This window comes from Pseudomonas sp. PvP001, from assembly GCF_040546375.1.
GTDB lineage: Bacteria > Pseudomonadota > Gammaproteobacteria > Pseudomonadales > Pseudomonadaceae > Aquipseudomonas > Aquipseudomonas coleopterorum.
Genome location: NZ_JBEPNQ010000001.1, coordinates 2623063 through 2637402, shown reverse-complemented (window position 1 = coordinate 2637402; position 14340 = coordinate 2623063). Strand labels below are relative to the sequence as shown.

The following is a 14340-nucleotide window of genomic DNA, read 5'->3' as shown; positions in this document are numbered from 1 at the left end:
GCACGCTGCACGAGGGCGCGCCAGTGTCTGCCACGGGTTTGTTACGGCAAAGTGCCGGTTATTCCGACAGAACGGCGCCTATCGGCAATGCGGCACCCGAATGCGGGTCACCATCAACCGATCTCGATCATTTCGAAATCCATCTTGCCCACGCCGCAGTCGGGGCACAGCCAGTCTTCGGGCACGTCTTGCCAAAGGGTGCCGGCAGCGATGCCATCCTCGGGCCAGCCGTCGGCTTCGTTATAGATCAAGCCACAGACGATACATTGCCACTTCTTCATCATGTTCCCTCGGTATTCAGGCGATCTGGCGGGCGCTCGATGGTAAGACGTTGTCGCCCGGCTCTCGCGGTTTGTACTGATCAACGTCGCGCGATGCAAGCTTCATCAGGCGGGGGCGGCCAATCGGCACCGGCAAACATGATAAAGTCGACGTCTTTCCAGCCGACCCGATTCACTACCGTGCCCCATTCCGGATCCCCCTCCCCCGATTGGCAATGCCTGGCCGACGCCGACCCGCTGGTAAGCGACTGGCTGTTCGATCCAGGCTCCCTGACCCGCCGTTTGATTCAGCTCAGCGATGACCATTTCAGCGTCCGCGTGCTGCTGCAGGACTGGCAACCACTGCGTGATGAAGAATGCCTGGCGCTGGATGTGCCGTCAGGCAGCCAGGGTTGGGTGCGCGAGGTCTGTCTGCTCGGCCATGGCGAGCCCTGGGTGTTCGCCCGCAGCGTGGCGGCGCGCAGCAGCCTGCAGGTCAGCGACCTGGACCTGCAGGCGTTGGGCAACCGTTCGCTGGGCGAGTTGCTGTTCTGCGACCCGGCCTTCGTTCGTGGTCCCATTCAGACCTGCCGCTACCCGGCCCGGTGGCTGCCCGCCCGGCAGGCCAGCGAGGGGCTGTGGGCCAGACGCTCGCGTTTCGACCGGGGGTCGCTGGCGGTGCTGGTCGCCGAAGTCTTCCTGCCGCCTGTGTGGCAAGCCGTTCGTAACCAGGAGCGCCGTTGATGTACCAGAGTCTGCTCAAGTCGCTGAACCGGATGAACCCGCGCGCCTGGGATTTCATTCAGCTCACGCGCATGGACAAGCCCATCGGCGTCTACCTGTTGCTGTGGCCGACCCTGTGGGCGCTGTGGATCGCCGGGGAAGGCAGGCCTTCGCTGGCCAACCTGATCATCTTCGTCGCTGGCGTGGTGCTGATGCGCGCGGCCGGTTGCGTGATCAACGACTTTGCCGACCGCAAAGTCGATGGCCACGTCAAGCGGACCGAAGCGCGGCCCTTGGTCAGCGGCAAGATCAGCAGCAAGGAAGCGCTGGTGTTCTTTGCGGTGCTGGTCGGCATCAGTTTCGTGCTGGTGCTGTGCACCAACGCCCAGACCATCGGCCTGTCGGTAGGCGGCTTGATATTGGCGGCGAGTTATCCGTTCATGAAACGCTACACCTACTACCCGCAGGTGGTGCTGGGCATGGCGTTTTCGTGGGGCATGCCGATGGCGTTCACCGCCGAAACCGGCGAGTTGCCAGCGGCCGCCTGGCTGCTGTGGATCGCCAACCTGCTGTGGACGGTGGCCTACGACACCTACTATGCCATGACCGACCGCGATGACGACCTGCGCATCGGGGTGAAGTCCACCGCCATCCTGTTCGGCGCCGCCGATCGCCTGATCATCGTCATCCTGCAGGGGCTGGCCCTGGCCTGCCTGCTGCTGGCCGGCGCACGGTTCGGCCTCGGCGGCTGGTTCCACGCGGGCCTGGCGGTGGCCGCGCTGTGTTTCGCCTGGCAGTGGTGGCACACCCGCGAGCGCGAGCGCATGGCCTGCTTCAGGGCGTTCCTGCACAACCATTGGGTAGGATTGGCGATATTTCTGGGCATCGTGCTCGACTACGCCCTGCGCTGACGCCCTCCCTGGCCGTCGCGCCGGATCGAGGTGTGCAGCTCAGTCTTCGACGGGACGGGCGACTTGCCAGGCGTTGTCTTTCTTGCCGTCACCGCTGGTGTCGCCAGGCTTCTTGTCAGCCTTGTAGGTGTACAGCGGGCTGCCCATGTAGGCCCACTGCAGGCTGCCGTCGTCGCGGCTGATCACGGTCCAGTCGCCGTCGTCGGCGGCACCCTTGTCGGCCATCAGCGGCGGCCAGTTCTTCGCGCAGTCGGCGTTGCACGTCGACTTGCCGTCTTCGTCTTCGGCATAGGTGTAGAGCGTCATGCCGCGGCTGTCGACGAACGCCTTGCCCGGCTCCAGGCGCGGGTGGTCGGCGGCCATGGCCAGGCCGGACAGCGTCAGCGCCAGGGCGCCACACAGGGCCGTCCAGGCCGAAGTCGTACGAGTCTTCATGGGTGCCTCTCGTCATCAATGAACAGGGATTTACAGCTTAGTACAGTCTGAATAACTTGATACGCTCGAGCAGCTGTCACACGACTGCAATAATTGCGTTATCTAATGCGGCGCATGACAGGGTAATGACAAGAGGTTTGCACAATGGCTGGCAGGAGCATTCTCATCGTCGACGATGAGGCACCGATCCGCGAAATGATCGCCGTAGCCTTGGAAATGGCAGGCTACGACAGCTTCGAGGCGGAGAACGCGCAGCAGGCCCATGCGATCATCGTCGACCGCAAACCCGATCTCATCCTGCTCGACTGGATGCTGCCCGGCACCTCGGGCATCGAATTGGCGCGCCGGCTCAAGCGCGACGAACTGACCGGCGATATCCCGATCATCATGCTCACCGCCAAGGGTGAGGAAGACAACAAGATCCAGGGGCTGGAAGTCGGTGCCGACGACTACATCACCAAGCCGTTCTCGCCACGCGAACTGGTGGCCCGGCTCAAGGCCGTGCTGCGCCGCGCCGGCCCCAGCGATGGCGAATCGCCGATCGAGGTCGGTGGTCTGTTGCTGGATCCGATCAGCCATCGCGTCACCATCGACGGCAAGCCCGCCGAGATGGGCCCTACCGAATACCGTCTGTTGCAGTTCTTCATGACCCACCAGGAACGTGCCTACACTCGCGGGCAGTTGCTCGACCAGGTCTGGGGCGGCAATGTCTACGTCGAGGAGCGCACGGTGGACGTTCACATCCGTCGGCTGCGCAAGGCCTTGGGCGACGCCTACGAAAATCTGGTACAAACCGTGCGCGGCACCGGTTACCGCTTTTCCACCAAGAGCTGAGCCGGCAGGTTTTCACAGCATAGGATGCGCGATACGTGAAACAAGACTGGTATGCCACCCTCGTGCGTCACATGCTGTTGCTGGTAGCGGGGTGCCTGCTGGTCGGGCTGATCACCGGTCATTACGGTTGGTGTCTGGCGCTGGGTCTGGCGGTGTACCTGGCCTGGACGCTCAAGCAGCTGCTGCGTCTGCACCGCTGGCTGCGCGAGCACCAGCCGGATCAACCGCCACCCGACGGCTATGGCCTGTGGGGTGAGGTGTTCGACAGCATCTATCACATGCAGCGCCGCGATCAGCGCGCGCGCGGGCGTCTGCAGGCCGTGATCGATCGCGTGCAGGAGTCCACTGCGGCCCTGCGCGATGCCGTGATCATGCTCGATGCCGACGGCAACCTGGAATGGTGGAACCGCGCGGCCGAGACCCTGCTGGGGCTCAAGACCCCACAGGACAGTGGTCAGCCGGTGACCAACCTGATCCGCCATCCGCGCTTCAAGGAATACTTCGCCCAGGAGCAGTACGCCGAGCCGCTGGAGATTCCCTCGCCGGTCAATGATCGTCTGCGTGTGCAGTTTCTGATCACCCGCTATGGCAACAACGAACACCTGATGCTGGTGCGCGACGTGACCCGCATCCACCAGCTGGAACAGATGCGCAAGGATTTCGTGGCCAATGTGTCCCACGAGCTGCGCACACCGCTGACCGTGATCACCGGCTACCTGGAGACCCTGCTGGACAACGTCGAGGACGTGAACCCGCGCTGGACCCGTGCCCTGCAGCAGATGGAGCAGCAAGGCGTGCGCATGCAGACCCTGCTCAACGACCTGCTGTTGCTGGCCAAGCTGGAAGCCACCGATTACCCCTCGGACAACCTGCCGGTGGCGGTCACGGCCCTGCTGCACAGTATCGTCAGCGACGCCCGGGCCCTGTCCGGGCCGCGCAACCAGACGATCAGCCTGGACATCGAGAACGAGGTGCTGCTCAAGGGCAGCGAGGCCGAACTGCGCAGCGCGTTTTCCAACCTGATTTTCAACGCGGTGAAATACACGCCGGAACAGGGGACCATTCGGGTGCGCTGCTGGACCGACGCCCAGGGCGCCCATCTGCGGGTACAGGATTCGGGGATCGGCATCGATGCCAAGCACCTGCCGCGTCTGACCGAGCGTTTCTATCGCGTGGACTCCAGTCGGGCCTCCAACACCGGTGGCACCGGGCTGGGGCTGGCCATCGTCAAGCACGTGCTGCTTCGCCATCGGGCGACGCTGGAGATCAGCAGCGTGCCGGGTCATGGCAGTATCTTCACGTGTCACTTCTCGCTGGTACAGGTGGTGGTTCGGTAACCGCGCGGGGATCGACCTTGTCGCGCGAACGGTCATTGGCCGCGAGGCAGGCGGTGCGGTGTGCAGGGGGAACCGCGGCGCGCCCTTCGCGGCCACGGACCGCTCCTACGGAAATTGTGGTGTTCCTGTAGAAGCGGTCATCGGCCGCGAAGCAGGCGCTGCGGTGTGTTGGGGGAACGCTGCATATGGCTGCCTTATCAGCACACCCCCTAGGCAAGGGCCCGTCCAGCCGTTACATTGCCAAACACATTACCCACCCTGGGTATCGCCTCACTTCCCTCCAGCACACGGACACCGTAAAACGCCACCATGGACCCTTCCACAGGCATCTCCCTTTCGTCACTGTTCGCCGACTTCGGCATGATTCTTTTCGCTCTGTTCCTGGTCTTGCTCAACGGCTTCTTCGTAGCCGCCGAGTTCGCCATGGTCAAGCTGCGCTCGACCCGGGTAGAGGCCATCGCCAAGAAGCATGGATGGCGCGGCAGCATTCTACGCACCGTGCACAGCCAGCTCGATGCCTACCTTTCGGCCTGCCAGCTGGGTATCACCCTGGCCTCGCTGGGCCTGGGCTGGGTCGGTGAACCGGCGTTCGCACACATCCTCGAACCGTTGCTGGGCGCCGTCGGCGTGCAGTCGCCGGAAGTCATCAAGGGCGTGTCGTTCTTCAGCGCCTTCTTCGTTATCTCGTACCTGCACATCGTGGTCGGCGAGCTGGCGCCCAAGTCCTGGGCGATCCGCAAACCCGAACTGCTGTCGATGTGGACGGCGGTGCCGCTGTACCTGTTCTACTGGGCCATGTACCCGGCCATCTACCTGCTCAACGCCAGTGCCAACGGCATTCTGCGCATTGCCGGCCAGGGCGAACCCGGCCCGCACCACGAGCACCATTACAGCCGTGACGAGCTCAAGCTGATCCTGCATTCAAGCCGTGGCCAGGACCCCAGTGACCAAGGCATGCGCGTACTGGCCTCGGCAGTGGAGATGGGCGAACTGGAGGTGGTCGACTGGGCCAACTCGCGCGAAGACCTGGTGAGCCTGGAATTCAACGCGCCGCTCAAGGAAATCCTGGCGATGTTTCGTCGCCACAAGTTCAGCCGCTATCCGGTGTACGACACCGAGCGCGAAGAGTTCGTCGGCCTGCTGCACATCAAGGATCTGCTGCTGGAACTGGCCGCGCTCGACCACCTGCCCGAGTCGTTCAACCTGGCCGAGCTGACCCGCCCTCTGGAACGGGTGTCGCGGCACATGCCGCTGTCGCGTCTGCTGGAGCAGTTCCGCAAGGGCGGCGCGCACTTTGCGCTGGTCGAAGAAGCCGACGGCAAGATCATCGGCTACCTGACCATGGAAGACGTGCTGGAAGTGCTGGTCGGCGATATCCAGGACGAACATCGCAAGGCCGAGCGCGGCATTCTGGCCTATCAACCCGGCAAGCTGCTGGTGCGGGGCGATACGCCGCTGTTCAAGGTCGAGCGGCTGTTGGGGGTGGACCTGGATCATATCGAGGCGGAAACACTGGCGGGCCTGATCTACGAGACCCTCAAGCGGGTGCCCGAGGAAGAGGAGCTGCTGGAGGTGGAAGGTTTGCGCATCATCATCAAGAAAATGAAGGGGCCCAAGATCATCCTGGCCAAGGTGCTCAAGATCGAGTGAGTTGTGGCAGGTCAGTGCTGCCTGCGAGTGGGGCGTTGGGATTTGCAGTGGGTTTGATGGCCTCTTCGCGGGTAGAACCCGCTCCCACAGGGGGGCGTCGGGGATCAGGATGCGCAGTGGGTTTGGTGGCCTCTTCGCGGGTAGAACCCGCTCCCACAGGGGGCGTCGGGGATCAGGGTGTGCAATGGGCTCGATGGCCTCTTCGCGGGTAGAACCCGCTCCCACAGGGGGCGTCGGGGATCAGGATGTGCAGTGGGCTCGATGGCCTCTTCGCGGGTAGAACCCGCTCCCACAGGGGGGGTGCTGCAAGGGGGTTATTGGCCGCCGACGGCGAAGTTGGGCAGTACGCCCAGTGGCCGGTCGAACTGGTAGGGAATCGATTCCAGCGCCAGGCCGACGTTGCGCTGCACCACGAAGTGCAGGTGCGGGCCGGTGCTGTTGCCGGTGTTGCCCGAGCGCGCCAGCGCCGAGCCGACGCTGACCTGCTGCCCTTCCTTGACGCTCACCGAACCGCGCATCAGGTGCAGATAGACACCCATGGTGCCGTCCTCGTGGAGGATGCGCACGAAGTTGCCCGACGGGTTGTCGCCGCGGTTGTCCTGATTGTTTTCCACTTTGATCACCGTACCACCGCGCGCCGCGATGATCGGCGTGCCTTCGGGCATGGCGATGTCCATGGCGTAGCGCCCTTTGGCGCCGAAATGGCTGTAGGTGCCATTGGGCCCCTGGGTCAGGCGGAAGGGCCCGCCGCGCCAGGGGAAGGGGTAGCGGTAGCCGTGCGCCTCACCCTGCGGGTCGCCGATGGACGACACTAGGGTCTGGGCATAGCCCAGCGGCTTGCCGACCTGCTGGGCCGTCAGTGTCACCAGGCTGACGCTGCTGCGGGCGGGCACGACGCGGCGGATGCTGCTGGGTGGCAGACCCTGCACGTTGCGCAACTTGCTCAGTTTGAGTTCGACCTCGACGGGTGCGTACAGATCGTTGCGCACCATGAAGTTGGCGCTGCCCTTGCCTTTCTTCACTTCCAGACGAACCTGCCGGTCGATCCGCTCGACGATGCGCTCGCGCATCACGAAGACCCGTGCGCCGGGCACGGGCCGATCGGTATAGGACGTGACGCCATCGGCATTGGTGAATTTGTAGACAGTCGCGGCCTGAGCCAGGGGGGCGGCCGCGAACAGGCCGCAGATCAGCAGAAGGCGATAGATCATGGCGGCAATGTCTGAGAGGAAAAGTGCGTCCAGATTAGGCAGGTATCTGCAGAGCGGCAATGTGCCACCTGTCAGGCACCTGGCACGAAATGCTTCTGCACCGAGCCTCGGGCGATCAAGCGCGATACATAGTCCAGCTTCTGCGCATCCTGGTCGAGAAAACGGAACGTAAGCTGCAGCCAGTCGCTGTCGGGTTTGGGCTCGAACGCGGCCACGGCATGCAGATAGCCATTGAGACGCGCCACTTCGGCGTTCTCGCCCTGCTCCAGATCCAGCACCGCCAGTTCCAGCACTTGAGGCAGCGTGGCCGTGCGCCGTACCACCAGCAAGGCCTCCTTGAGGCTCAGGGCCTTGATCACGCACTGCTGGCTGCCGCCGGGCAGGCGCAGCTGGCCTTGTCCACGCCCCATGGGCGCGCTGGCTCGCGTGCCTGGTGCTGGCGCACTGACCGGTGCTGCAGCGGCTGGCCGAGGCGCAGGGGCCACAGGTCGCGCAGGCTCGGCACGGCCCGAGGTCAGCGCACTGAGCGAATCGTTGGCAAAGGCCGAGGCGGCCTGCTGGCGCGTCGGTGCACCGGCTGCCAGCGCCTGCAGCTTGCCGACCTTGGCCAAAGCCTTCTTGACCTTGGTCATCAGCTGCTCGTTGGTGAACGGCTTGCCGATATAGTCCGACACGCCAGCCTGGATCGCCTGCACGACGTTTTCCTTGTCGCCACGGCTGGTCACCATGATGAAGGGCAGGGTCTTGCTGTTTTCCTGCTCGCGGGTCCAGGTCAGCAGTTCCAGGCCGGACATTTCCGGCATTTCCCAGTCGCACAGCACCATGTCGTAGCTGTTGTGCATCATCAGCGACTGCGCCTTGCGGCCGTTCACTGCATCCTCGACGACGATGCCGGGAAAGGCATTGCGCAGGCATTTCTTCACCAGGTCGCGAATGAACGGCGCATCATCCACTACCAGCACACTGATCTTGCTCATCGACCGCTCCTGAAAACCGCGCAGGCATCGCCACTCGCCGAAGGCCACGTGCCGTTCGGCGGGGCTGGCCACACGGCTGCCTCGCTTCGCCCCACAACGAAAAACGCCCGGCAAAGGCCGGGCGTTCGTGTCGGACCCTCTTACTTATCGTCAGGTTGGTCCAGAACATTAGCGCTGTCGAGGGTGCCTTCGACTTCCTGCTTCATGCGCTTGAGGCCCATGTGCCGTACATCGGTGCCGCGGACCAGGTAAATCACCAGTTCGGAGATGTTGCGCGCATGGTCGCCGATGCGCTCCAGCGAGCGCAGTACCCAGATCACGTTGAGCACGCGGGAAATGGAGCGCGGGTCTTCCATCATGTAGGTGACCAGCTCGCGCAGGGCTGTCTTGTACTCGCGATCGATGGTCTTGTCGTACTGGGCCACCGACAGGGCCAGGTCGGCGTCGAAGCGGGCGAAGGCGTCGAGCGCGTCGCGCACCATGATGCGCACCTGGTCGCCGATGTGGCGCACCTCGACGTAGCCACGCGGCGACTCGCCCTCCTCGCACAGCTGAATGGCGCGGCGGGCAATCTTGGTGGATTCGTCGCCGATGCGCTCCAGGTCGATCACCGATTTGGAAATGCTGATGATCAGCCGCAGGTCCGAGGCCGCCGGCTGTCGCCGCGCCAGGATGCGCAGGCATTCCTCGTCGATGTTGCGTTCCATCTGGTTGATCTGCTCGTCGACCTCGCGCACCTGCTGGGCCAGGCCGGAGTCGGCCTCGATCAGCGCGGTGACCGCGTCGTTGACTTGCTTCTCGACCAGCCCGCCCATGGCCAGCAGGTGGCTGCGCACCTCCTCGAGTTCGGCGTTGAACTGCTGCGAGATGTGATGGGTGAGGCCTTCTTTACTGATCATGGGTCGAATCCTTGGTGCGTCCGCTCGGGATGATGCCAGCAACGGCGGCGAAGCCCTAGCCGTAGCGACCGGTGATGTAGTCTTCGGTCTGCTTCTTGGCCGGGTTGGTGAACAGCGTGTCGGTGTCGCCGAACTCCACCAGCTTGCCCATGTACATGAACGCCGTGTAGTCGGACACCCGTGCCGCCTGCTGCATGTTGTGGGTGACGATGACGATGGTGTACTTGGACTTGAGCTCGTAGATCAATTCCTCGACCTTGAGCGTGGAGATCGGATCGAGTGCCGAGCAGGGCTCGTCGAGCAGCAAGACCTCGGGCTCCACGGCAATGGTGCGGGCGATTACCAGACGCTGCTGCTGGCCGCCGGACAGGCCCAGGGCGGACTCGTGCAGGCGGTCCTTGACCTCGTCCCACAGCGCCGCGCCCCTGAGTGCCCATTCGACCGCTTCGTCGAGGATGCGCTTCTTGTTGATGCCCTGAATGCGCAGGCCGTAGACCACGTTTTCGTAGATGGTCTTGGGAAACGGATTGGGCTTCTGAAACACCATGCCGACGCGGCGGCGCAGTTCGGCGACATCTTCGCCCTTGCGGTAGATGTCGTTGCCATAGAGGTTGATCGCGCCCTGCACGCGGCAGCCGTCGACCAGGTCGTTCATGCGGTTGAAAGGTGCGCAGCAGGGTCGACTTGCCGCAGCCCGAAGGACCGATGAACGCGGTCACGCGCTGTTTGGGGATGTTCATGGCGATGTCGAACAGCGCTTGCTTGTCGCCGTAGAACAGGCTCAGGCCGGGCACTTCGATGGCCACGGTCTCCTTGGCCAGGTTCAGGCTCTGCTTGTCGCGCCCCAGGGCCGACAGGTTGATGCCATGGGATGGGTTTTCATGCTGCATGGCAGACTCCAAAGGCTGTCAAATTCGGTGCAAAGTTGAAATATTCTGAAGGATGTGAGGGTCTCTTCGCGGGCGTGTGGGAGCGGGCTCTGCCCGCGAAGAGGACCTGGCTGACACACCCCTCAACTGTCCAGCGCCTTGTACTTCTCGCGCAAATGGTTGCGAATCCAGACCGCCGACAGGTTCAGCGTAGCGATCACCAGCACCAGCAACAATGCGGTGGCATACACCAGCGGTCGCGCCGCCTCGACGTTGGGGCTCTGGAAGCCGACGTCGTAGATATGAAAGCCCAGGTGCATGATCTTCTGGTCCAGGTGCAGGTACGGGTAGTTGCCGTCCAGCGGCAGCGACGGCGCCAGCTTGACCACGCCCACCAGCATCAGCGGGGCCACCTCGCCGGCGGCACGGGCCACCGCCAGGATCATGCCGGTCATCATCGCCGGGCTGGCCATGGGCAGGACGATCTTCCACAGGGTTTCCGCCTTGGTCGCACCCAGCGCCAGGGAGCCTTCGCGCACGGTCCGCGGAATCCGCGCCAGGCCCTCTTCAGTGGCCACGATCACCACTGGCACCGCCAGCAGCGCCAGGGTCAGCGACGCCCACAGCAGCCCAGGTGTGCCGAAAGTAGGCGCCGGCAACGCTTCGGGAAAGAACAGCCGATCGAGCGAGCCGCCCAGCACATAGACGAAGAAACCCAGGCCGAACACGCCATAGACGATGGCCGGCACACCGGCCAGGTTGTTCACCGCGATGCGAATCAGCCGGGTGACGGTATTCTGTTTCGCGTATTCGCGCAGATAGACCGCCGCCAGCACGCCAAACGGCGTGACGATGACGGCCATGATCAGGGTCATCATCACCGTGCCGAAAATGGCCGGGAAGATCCCGCCTTCGGTGTTGGCTTCACGGGGATCGTCGCTGAGGAATTCCCACATCTTGTTGAAGTAGAAACCCAGCTTGGTCAGCGTGCTCATGGCGTTGGGCTGATAGGCGTGGACGATCTGGCCCAGCTGGACCTCGATTTCCTTGCCGTTGGCATCGCGCACCGTGATGCTGTCGCGGTTGACCTGGGCATGCAGCGCGCCCAGGCGGGTTTCGATGTCCTTGTAGCGCGCATCGAGCTCGGCACGCTCGGCGTCCATGTCGGCCTGAGCGGCTGGATTGAGCTGGCCTTCGAGTTCCAGGCGACGGCTTTGCAGACGTAGCCTTTCAAGCCCGGCGTTGACCTTGCCGATGTCGGATTTTTCCAGTCGGCCCAGCGCGTCCGCCAGGTCGCTGACCCGCAAGATGCGGCTTTGCAGCTCCGGCCAGGCACCCTCGCCCTCGGCCACGACCTTGCCCTGCTCCTTGATGTTGACCAGGTAACCGTAGAAATTGCCCCACTCGCGACGTTCCAGCGCCAGCAGTTCGGGTGGGGTGCTCTGTTCGGTCAGCCAATCACCGACGATCCAGGTGAAATCGGCGCCGTTGATATCGCGGTTGCCGACCTTGACCAGCTCCCGGGTCATGAACTCGGGGCCGTCGTCCGGCACCGGCAGGCCAGCGCTTTTCAGACGTTCGCGCGGTACCTCTTCCCTCTGCACGATCTCGCCGATGACCAGATGATTGGCCATTCCCGGCACGTTGTAGCTGGCGTGGACCAGGTCCGCCGGCCAGAAGTGCGCCAGACCGCGCACAGCGATCACGGCCAACAGGCCCAGCGTCATGATGACCGCGATGGACACGGCGCCACCGCTGATCCAGACACCGGGCGAGCCGCTCTTGAACCAGCCTTTCAGGGAGTTCTGCTTCACAGCCGGCTACCTTTTCTCAAAGCGATGAATATTTCTTGCGCAGGCGCTGACGGATCAGCTCGGCCGCGGTGTTCATGACGAAGGTGAACAACAGCAACACCAGGGCCGAGAGGAACAGCACCCGGTAATGACTGCCGCCCACTTCCGACTCGGGCATTTCCACCGCGACGTTGGCCGCGAGGGTGCGCAGGCCTTCGAACAGGTTCATTTCCATGACCGGCGTGTTGCCGGTGGCCATCAGCACGATCATGGTTTCGCCCACGGCCCGGCCCATGCCGATCATCAGCGCCGAGAAGATACCCGGGCTGGCGGTCAGGATCACCACGCGGGTCAGCGTCTGCCACGGCGTGGCGCCCAGCGCCAGCGAGCCCAGGGTCAAGCCGCGCGGCACGCTGAACACAGCGTCCTCGGCAATCGAATAGATGTTGGGAATGACCGCGAAGCCCATGGCCAGGCCCACTACCAGCGCGTTGCGTTGGTCGTAGGTGATGCCCAGGTCGTTGCTGATCCACAGGCGCATGTCGCCACCGAACCACCAGGTTTCCAGGAACGGGCTCATGTACAGCGCGAACCAGCCCACCAGCAGGATCACCGGGATCAAGATCGCGCTTTCCCAACCGTCCGGAATGCGCAGGCGAATCGATTCGGGCAGGCGGCTGACCAGAAAGCCTGCACTCAGGATGCCCAGCGGGGTGAGCAGAAGCAGGCTGAAGATACCCGGCAGATGGCCTTCCACATAGGGTGCCAGGAACAGGCCGGCGAAGAAGCCGAGGATCACCGTGGGCATGGCTTCCATCAGCTCGATGACCGGCTTGACCTTGCGACGCATGCCCGGAGCCATGAAGTAGGCGGTGTAGATGGCTGCAGCGATGGCCAGTGGCGCGGCGAGCAGCATCGCGTAGAACGCGGCCTTCAAGGTACCGAAGGTCAACGGCGCAAGACTCATCTTGGGCTCGAAATCGGTGTTGGCCGCCGTCGACTGCCAGACGTAGGCGGGCTTGTCGTAGTTCTCGTACCAGACCTTGCTCCACATCGAGCTCCACGACACCTCGGGATGCGGGTTGTGCAGGCTCAACGGCTGCAATGCGCCGTTGGCTTCGACCATGAGCCTGTTGGCCCGTGGCGACAGGGCGTAGATACCGGGGCCGTCGACCACTTGCTCGACCAGCAGCGTACGGTGGGCGGTGCTGTGGAACACGCCCAGCTGGCCCGAAGCGTCCAGGGCGGTAAAGCCCTTGCGACGCTGTTCGGAGCTGATCTGCACGATCGGCGAGTGGCCCATCTGGAACGTACGGATCTGCTTGAGGCGCGGCTCGCCGTCCTCGTCGCGAGCCATGAACCATTGCGCCAGGCCGCCCTTGGAGTCGCCGATGATCAGCGAGATGCCACCGACCAGTTGCGCGCTGGCGGTGATCTGGGTGTCGGCGTTTTCGCTGAGCTTGTAGCGGCCGTTCATGCTGCGGTCACGCAGGCTGAAAACATCGGCCTGGGCACGTCCGTTGATCACGTACAGCCACTGCTGACGCGGGTCGATGAAGATCGCCTTCACCGCCTGATTCATCTGCGGCAGCTCGATGCGCTTCTGCTCGTTGGTGACCTCGCCGGTCATCATGCTTTCTTCGCGTGTGAGTTGCAGCACGTTGAGCTGGTCACCGGTCGAGCCGGCCAGAATCAGGCTGGCGTCGCTGGCATTGAGACTGACCCGCTCCAGGGCGCGGCCCTGGGGGTCGAGCGCGATGGGGGCATCGCCATAGGGGTATTCGATCGCCGGCGTGATGGTCTTGTTGCCGCCCGGGTAGGTCACCCGGTAGGTGTGGCGAAACACCAGGGCCTGGCCGTTGGACAGGCCCAGTACCACCAACGGGGTACCGGGCTGGTCCTTGGCGCTGGCAGTCACGGTCACGCCGGCTGGAATGGGCAACGACGTGCGCGACAGCTCTTCGCCCGTCTGGGCGTTGAAGAACAGCGCGACCCCCTGCTCCGAAACGCGCATGCCCGCCTCGTTCTGCTCTTCGAGCGCGTACACCAGCGGTTTACCGGCGTCCTGCAGCCAGGCCGGATGCAGAGGCGGCTCTACAGTCAGGTCGGCGCCCTTGAACAGCGGCACGACTACATAGGCGAGAAAGAAGAAGATCAGCGTGATCGCCGCCAGCACGGCCAAGCCACCCACCAGGACGTACCAACGCGTGAAGCGGTCCTTGAGCGCACGAATGCGCCGCTTGCGTTGCATCTCGGGGGTGTTGAAATCGATGCGCTTGGGTGGAGAAGTCGGGGTCATCGGGGAATTGGCCAGATCGTTCATGCGCACACCCTAGCGATCCTGTATGACAGAAACATGACAATGAGGTGACGCGACAAAATCGCCGTCCGGCACAGGGCCGTCGGCGAATAGATGTAGGTTAATCCCGTAGGAGCGGTCC

At 63.6% G+C, this 14340-nt stretch carries 12 protein-coding genes and 1 pseudogene; 5 read left to right on the top strand and 8 right to left on the bottom strand.

Features of this window, described 5'->3' with window-relative positions; genetic code table 11:
• Window positions 1–113: 113 nt before the first annotated feature.
• Window positions 114–281 carry a rubredoxin gene (locus ABMD26_RS11975; RefSeq protein WP_049860547.1) on the bottom strand — a complete coding sequence of 56 codons (168 nt, stop codon included), beginning with the start codon at window positions 279–281 and terminating at the stop codon, window positions 114–116.
• Between the two features lie 180 nt (window positions 282–461).
• Here ABMD26_RS11975 and ABMD26_RS11970 point away from each other — a divergent pair, with 180 nt between their 5' ends.
• The gene (locus ABMD26_RS11970) at window positions 462–1004 is read left to right on the top strand and encodes a chorismate--pyruvate lyase family protein (RefSeq protein WP_502948316.1); all 543 of its coding nucleotides are present in this window, start codon (window positions 462–464) and stop codon (window positions 1002–1004) included.
• The gene (gene ubiA / locus ABMD26_RS11965; protein WP_354309703.1) at window positions 1004–1894 is read left to right on the top strand and encodes a 4-hydroxybenzoate octaprenyltransferase; all 891 of its coding nucleotides are present in this window, start codon (window positions 1004–1006) and stop codon (window positions 1892–1894) included. Before ABMD26_RS11970 ends, ubiA begins: the two co-directional genes overlap by 1 nt.
• A 39-nt stretch (window positions 1895–1933) precedes the next feature.
• On the opposite strand, the gene ABMD26_RS11960 is transcribed toward ubiA, so the two are convergent.
• Window positions 1934–2329, bottom strand: a complete 396-nt coding sequence (locus tag ABMD26_RS11960; protein WP_056844802.1) for a COG4315 family predicted lipoprotein — start codon at window positions 2327–2329, stop codon at window positions 1934–1936.
• A gap of 144 nt (window positions 2330–2473) precedes the next feature.
• On the opposite strand from ABMD26_RS11960, the gene phoB reads away from it, so the two are divergent.
• The 3 genes from phoB to ABMD26_RS11945 all read left to right on the top strand — a co-directional run bounded on the left by phoB (window position 2474) and on the right by ABMD26_RS11945 (window position 6150).
• The gene (gene phoB, locus ABMD26_RS11955; protein ID WP_043192154.1) at window positions 2474–3163 is read left to right on the top strand and encodes a phosphate regulon transcriptional regulator PhoB; all 690 of its coding nucleotides are present in this window, start codon (window positions 2474–2476) and stop codon (window positions 3161–3163) included.
• 71 nt (window positions 3164–3234) lie between these two features.
• Complete coding sequence (gene phoR / locus ABMD26_RS11950) at window positions 3235–4500, top strand: phosphate regulon sensor histidine kinase PhoR (protein ID WP_240050041.1); 1266 nt, start codon at window positions 3235–3237, stop codon at window positions 4498–4500.
• A 309-nt stretch (window positions 4501–4809) separates the two neighbouring features.
• Window positions 4810–6150 (top strand): hemolysin family protein, encoded by a 1341-nt coding sequence (locus tag ABMD26_RS11945; protein ID WP_043192150.1) that lies wholly within the window; start codon window positions 4810–4812, stop codon window positions 6148–6150.
• Between the two features lie 314 nt (window positions 6151–6464).
• On the opposite strand, the gene ABMD26_RS11940 is transcribed toward ABMD26_RS11945, so the two are convergent.
• The 6 genes and pseudogenes from ABMD26_RS11940 to ABMD26_RS11915 all read right to left on the bottom strand — a co-directional run bounded on the left by ABMD26_RS11940 (window position 6465) and on the right by ABMD26_RS11915 (window position 13970).
• The gene (locus tag ABMD26_RS11940; protein ID WP_134722073.1) at window positions 6465–7361 is read right to left on the bottom strand and encodes a peptidoglycan DD-metalloendopeptidase family protein; all 897 of its coding nucleotides are present in this window, start codon (window positions 7359–7361) and stop codon (window positions 6465–6467) included.
• A gap of 71 nt (window positions 7362–7432) precedes the next feature.
• Window positions 7433–8338 (bottom strand): response regulator, encoded by a 906-nt coding sequence (locus ABMD26_RS11935; protein ID WP_192066454.1) that lies wholly within the window; start codon window positions 8336–8338, stop codon window positions 7433–7435.
• Between the two features lie 140 nt (window positions 8339–8478).
• Window positions 8479–9237: a phosphate signaling complex protein PhoU gene (phoU, locus tag ABMD26_RS11930; protein ID WP_043192144.1), complete on the bottom strand. Its 759-nt coding sequence runs from the start codon at window positions 9235–9237 to the stop codon at window positions 8479–8481.
• A 55-nt stretch (window positions 9238–9292) separates the two neighbouring features.
• Window positions 9293–10127: pseudogene (pstB, locus tag ABMD26_RS11925) on the bottom strand (phosphate ABC transporter ATP-binding protein PstB).
• A 122-nt stretch (window positions 10128–10249) separates the two neighbouring features.
• Entirely contained in the window at window positions 10250–11920 is a 1671-nt protein-coding gene (gene pstA, locus ABMD26_RS11920; protein WP_134722075.1) for a phosphate ABC transporter permease PstA, read from the bottom strand.
• A gap of 16 nt (window positions 11921–11936) precedes the next feature.
• The gene (locus ABMD26_RS11915; protein WP_177327961.1) at window positions 11937–13970 is read right to left on the bottom strand and encodes an ABC transporter permease subunit; all 2034 of its coding nucleotides are present in this window, start codon (window positions 13968–13970) and stop codon (window positions 11937–11939) included.
• Window positions 13971–14340 lie beyond the last annotated feature (370 nt).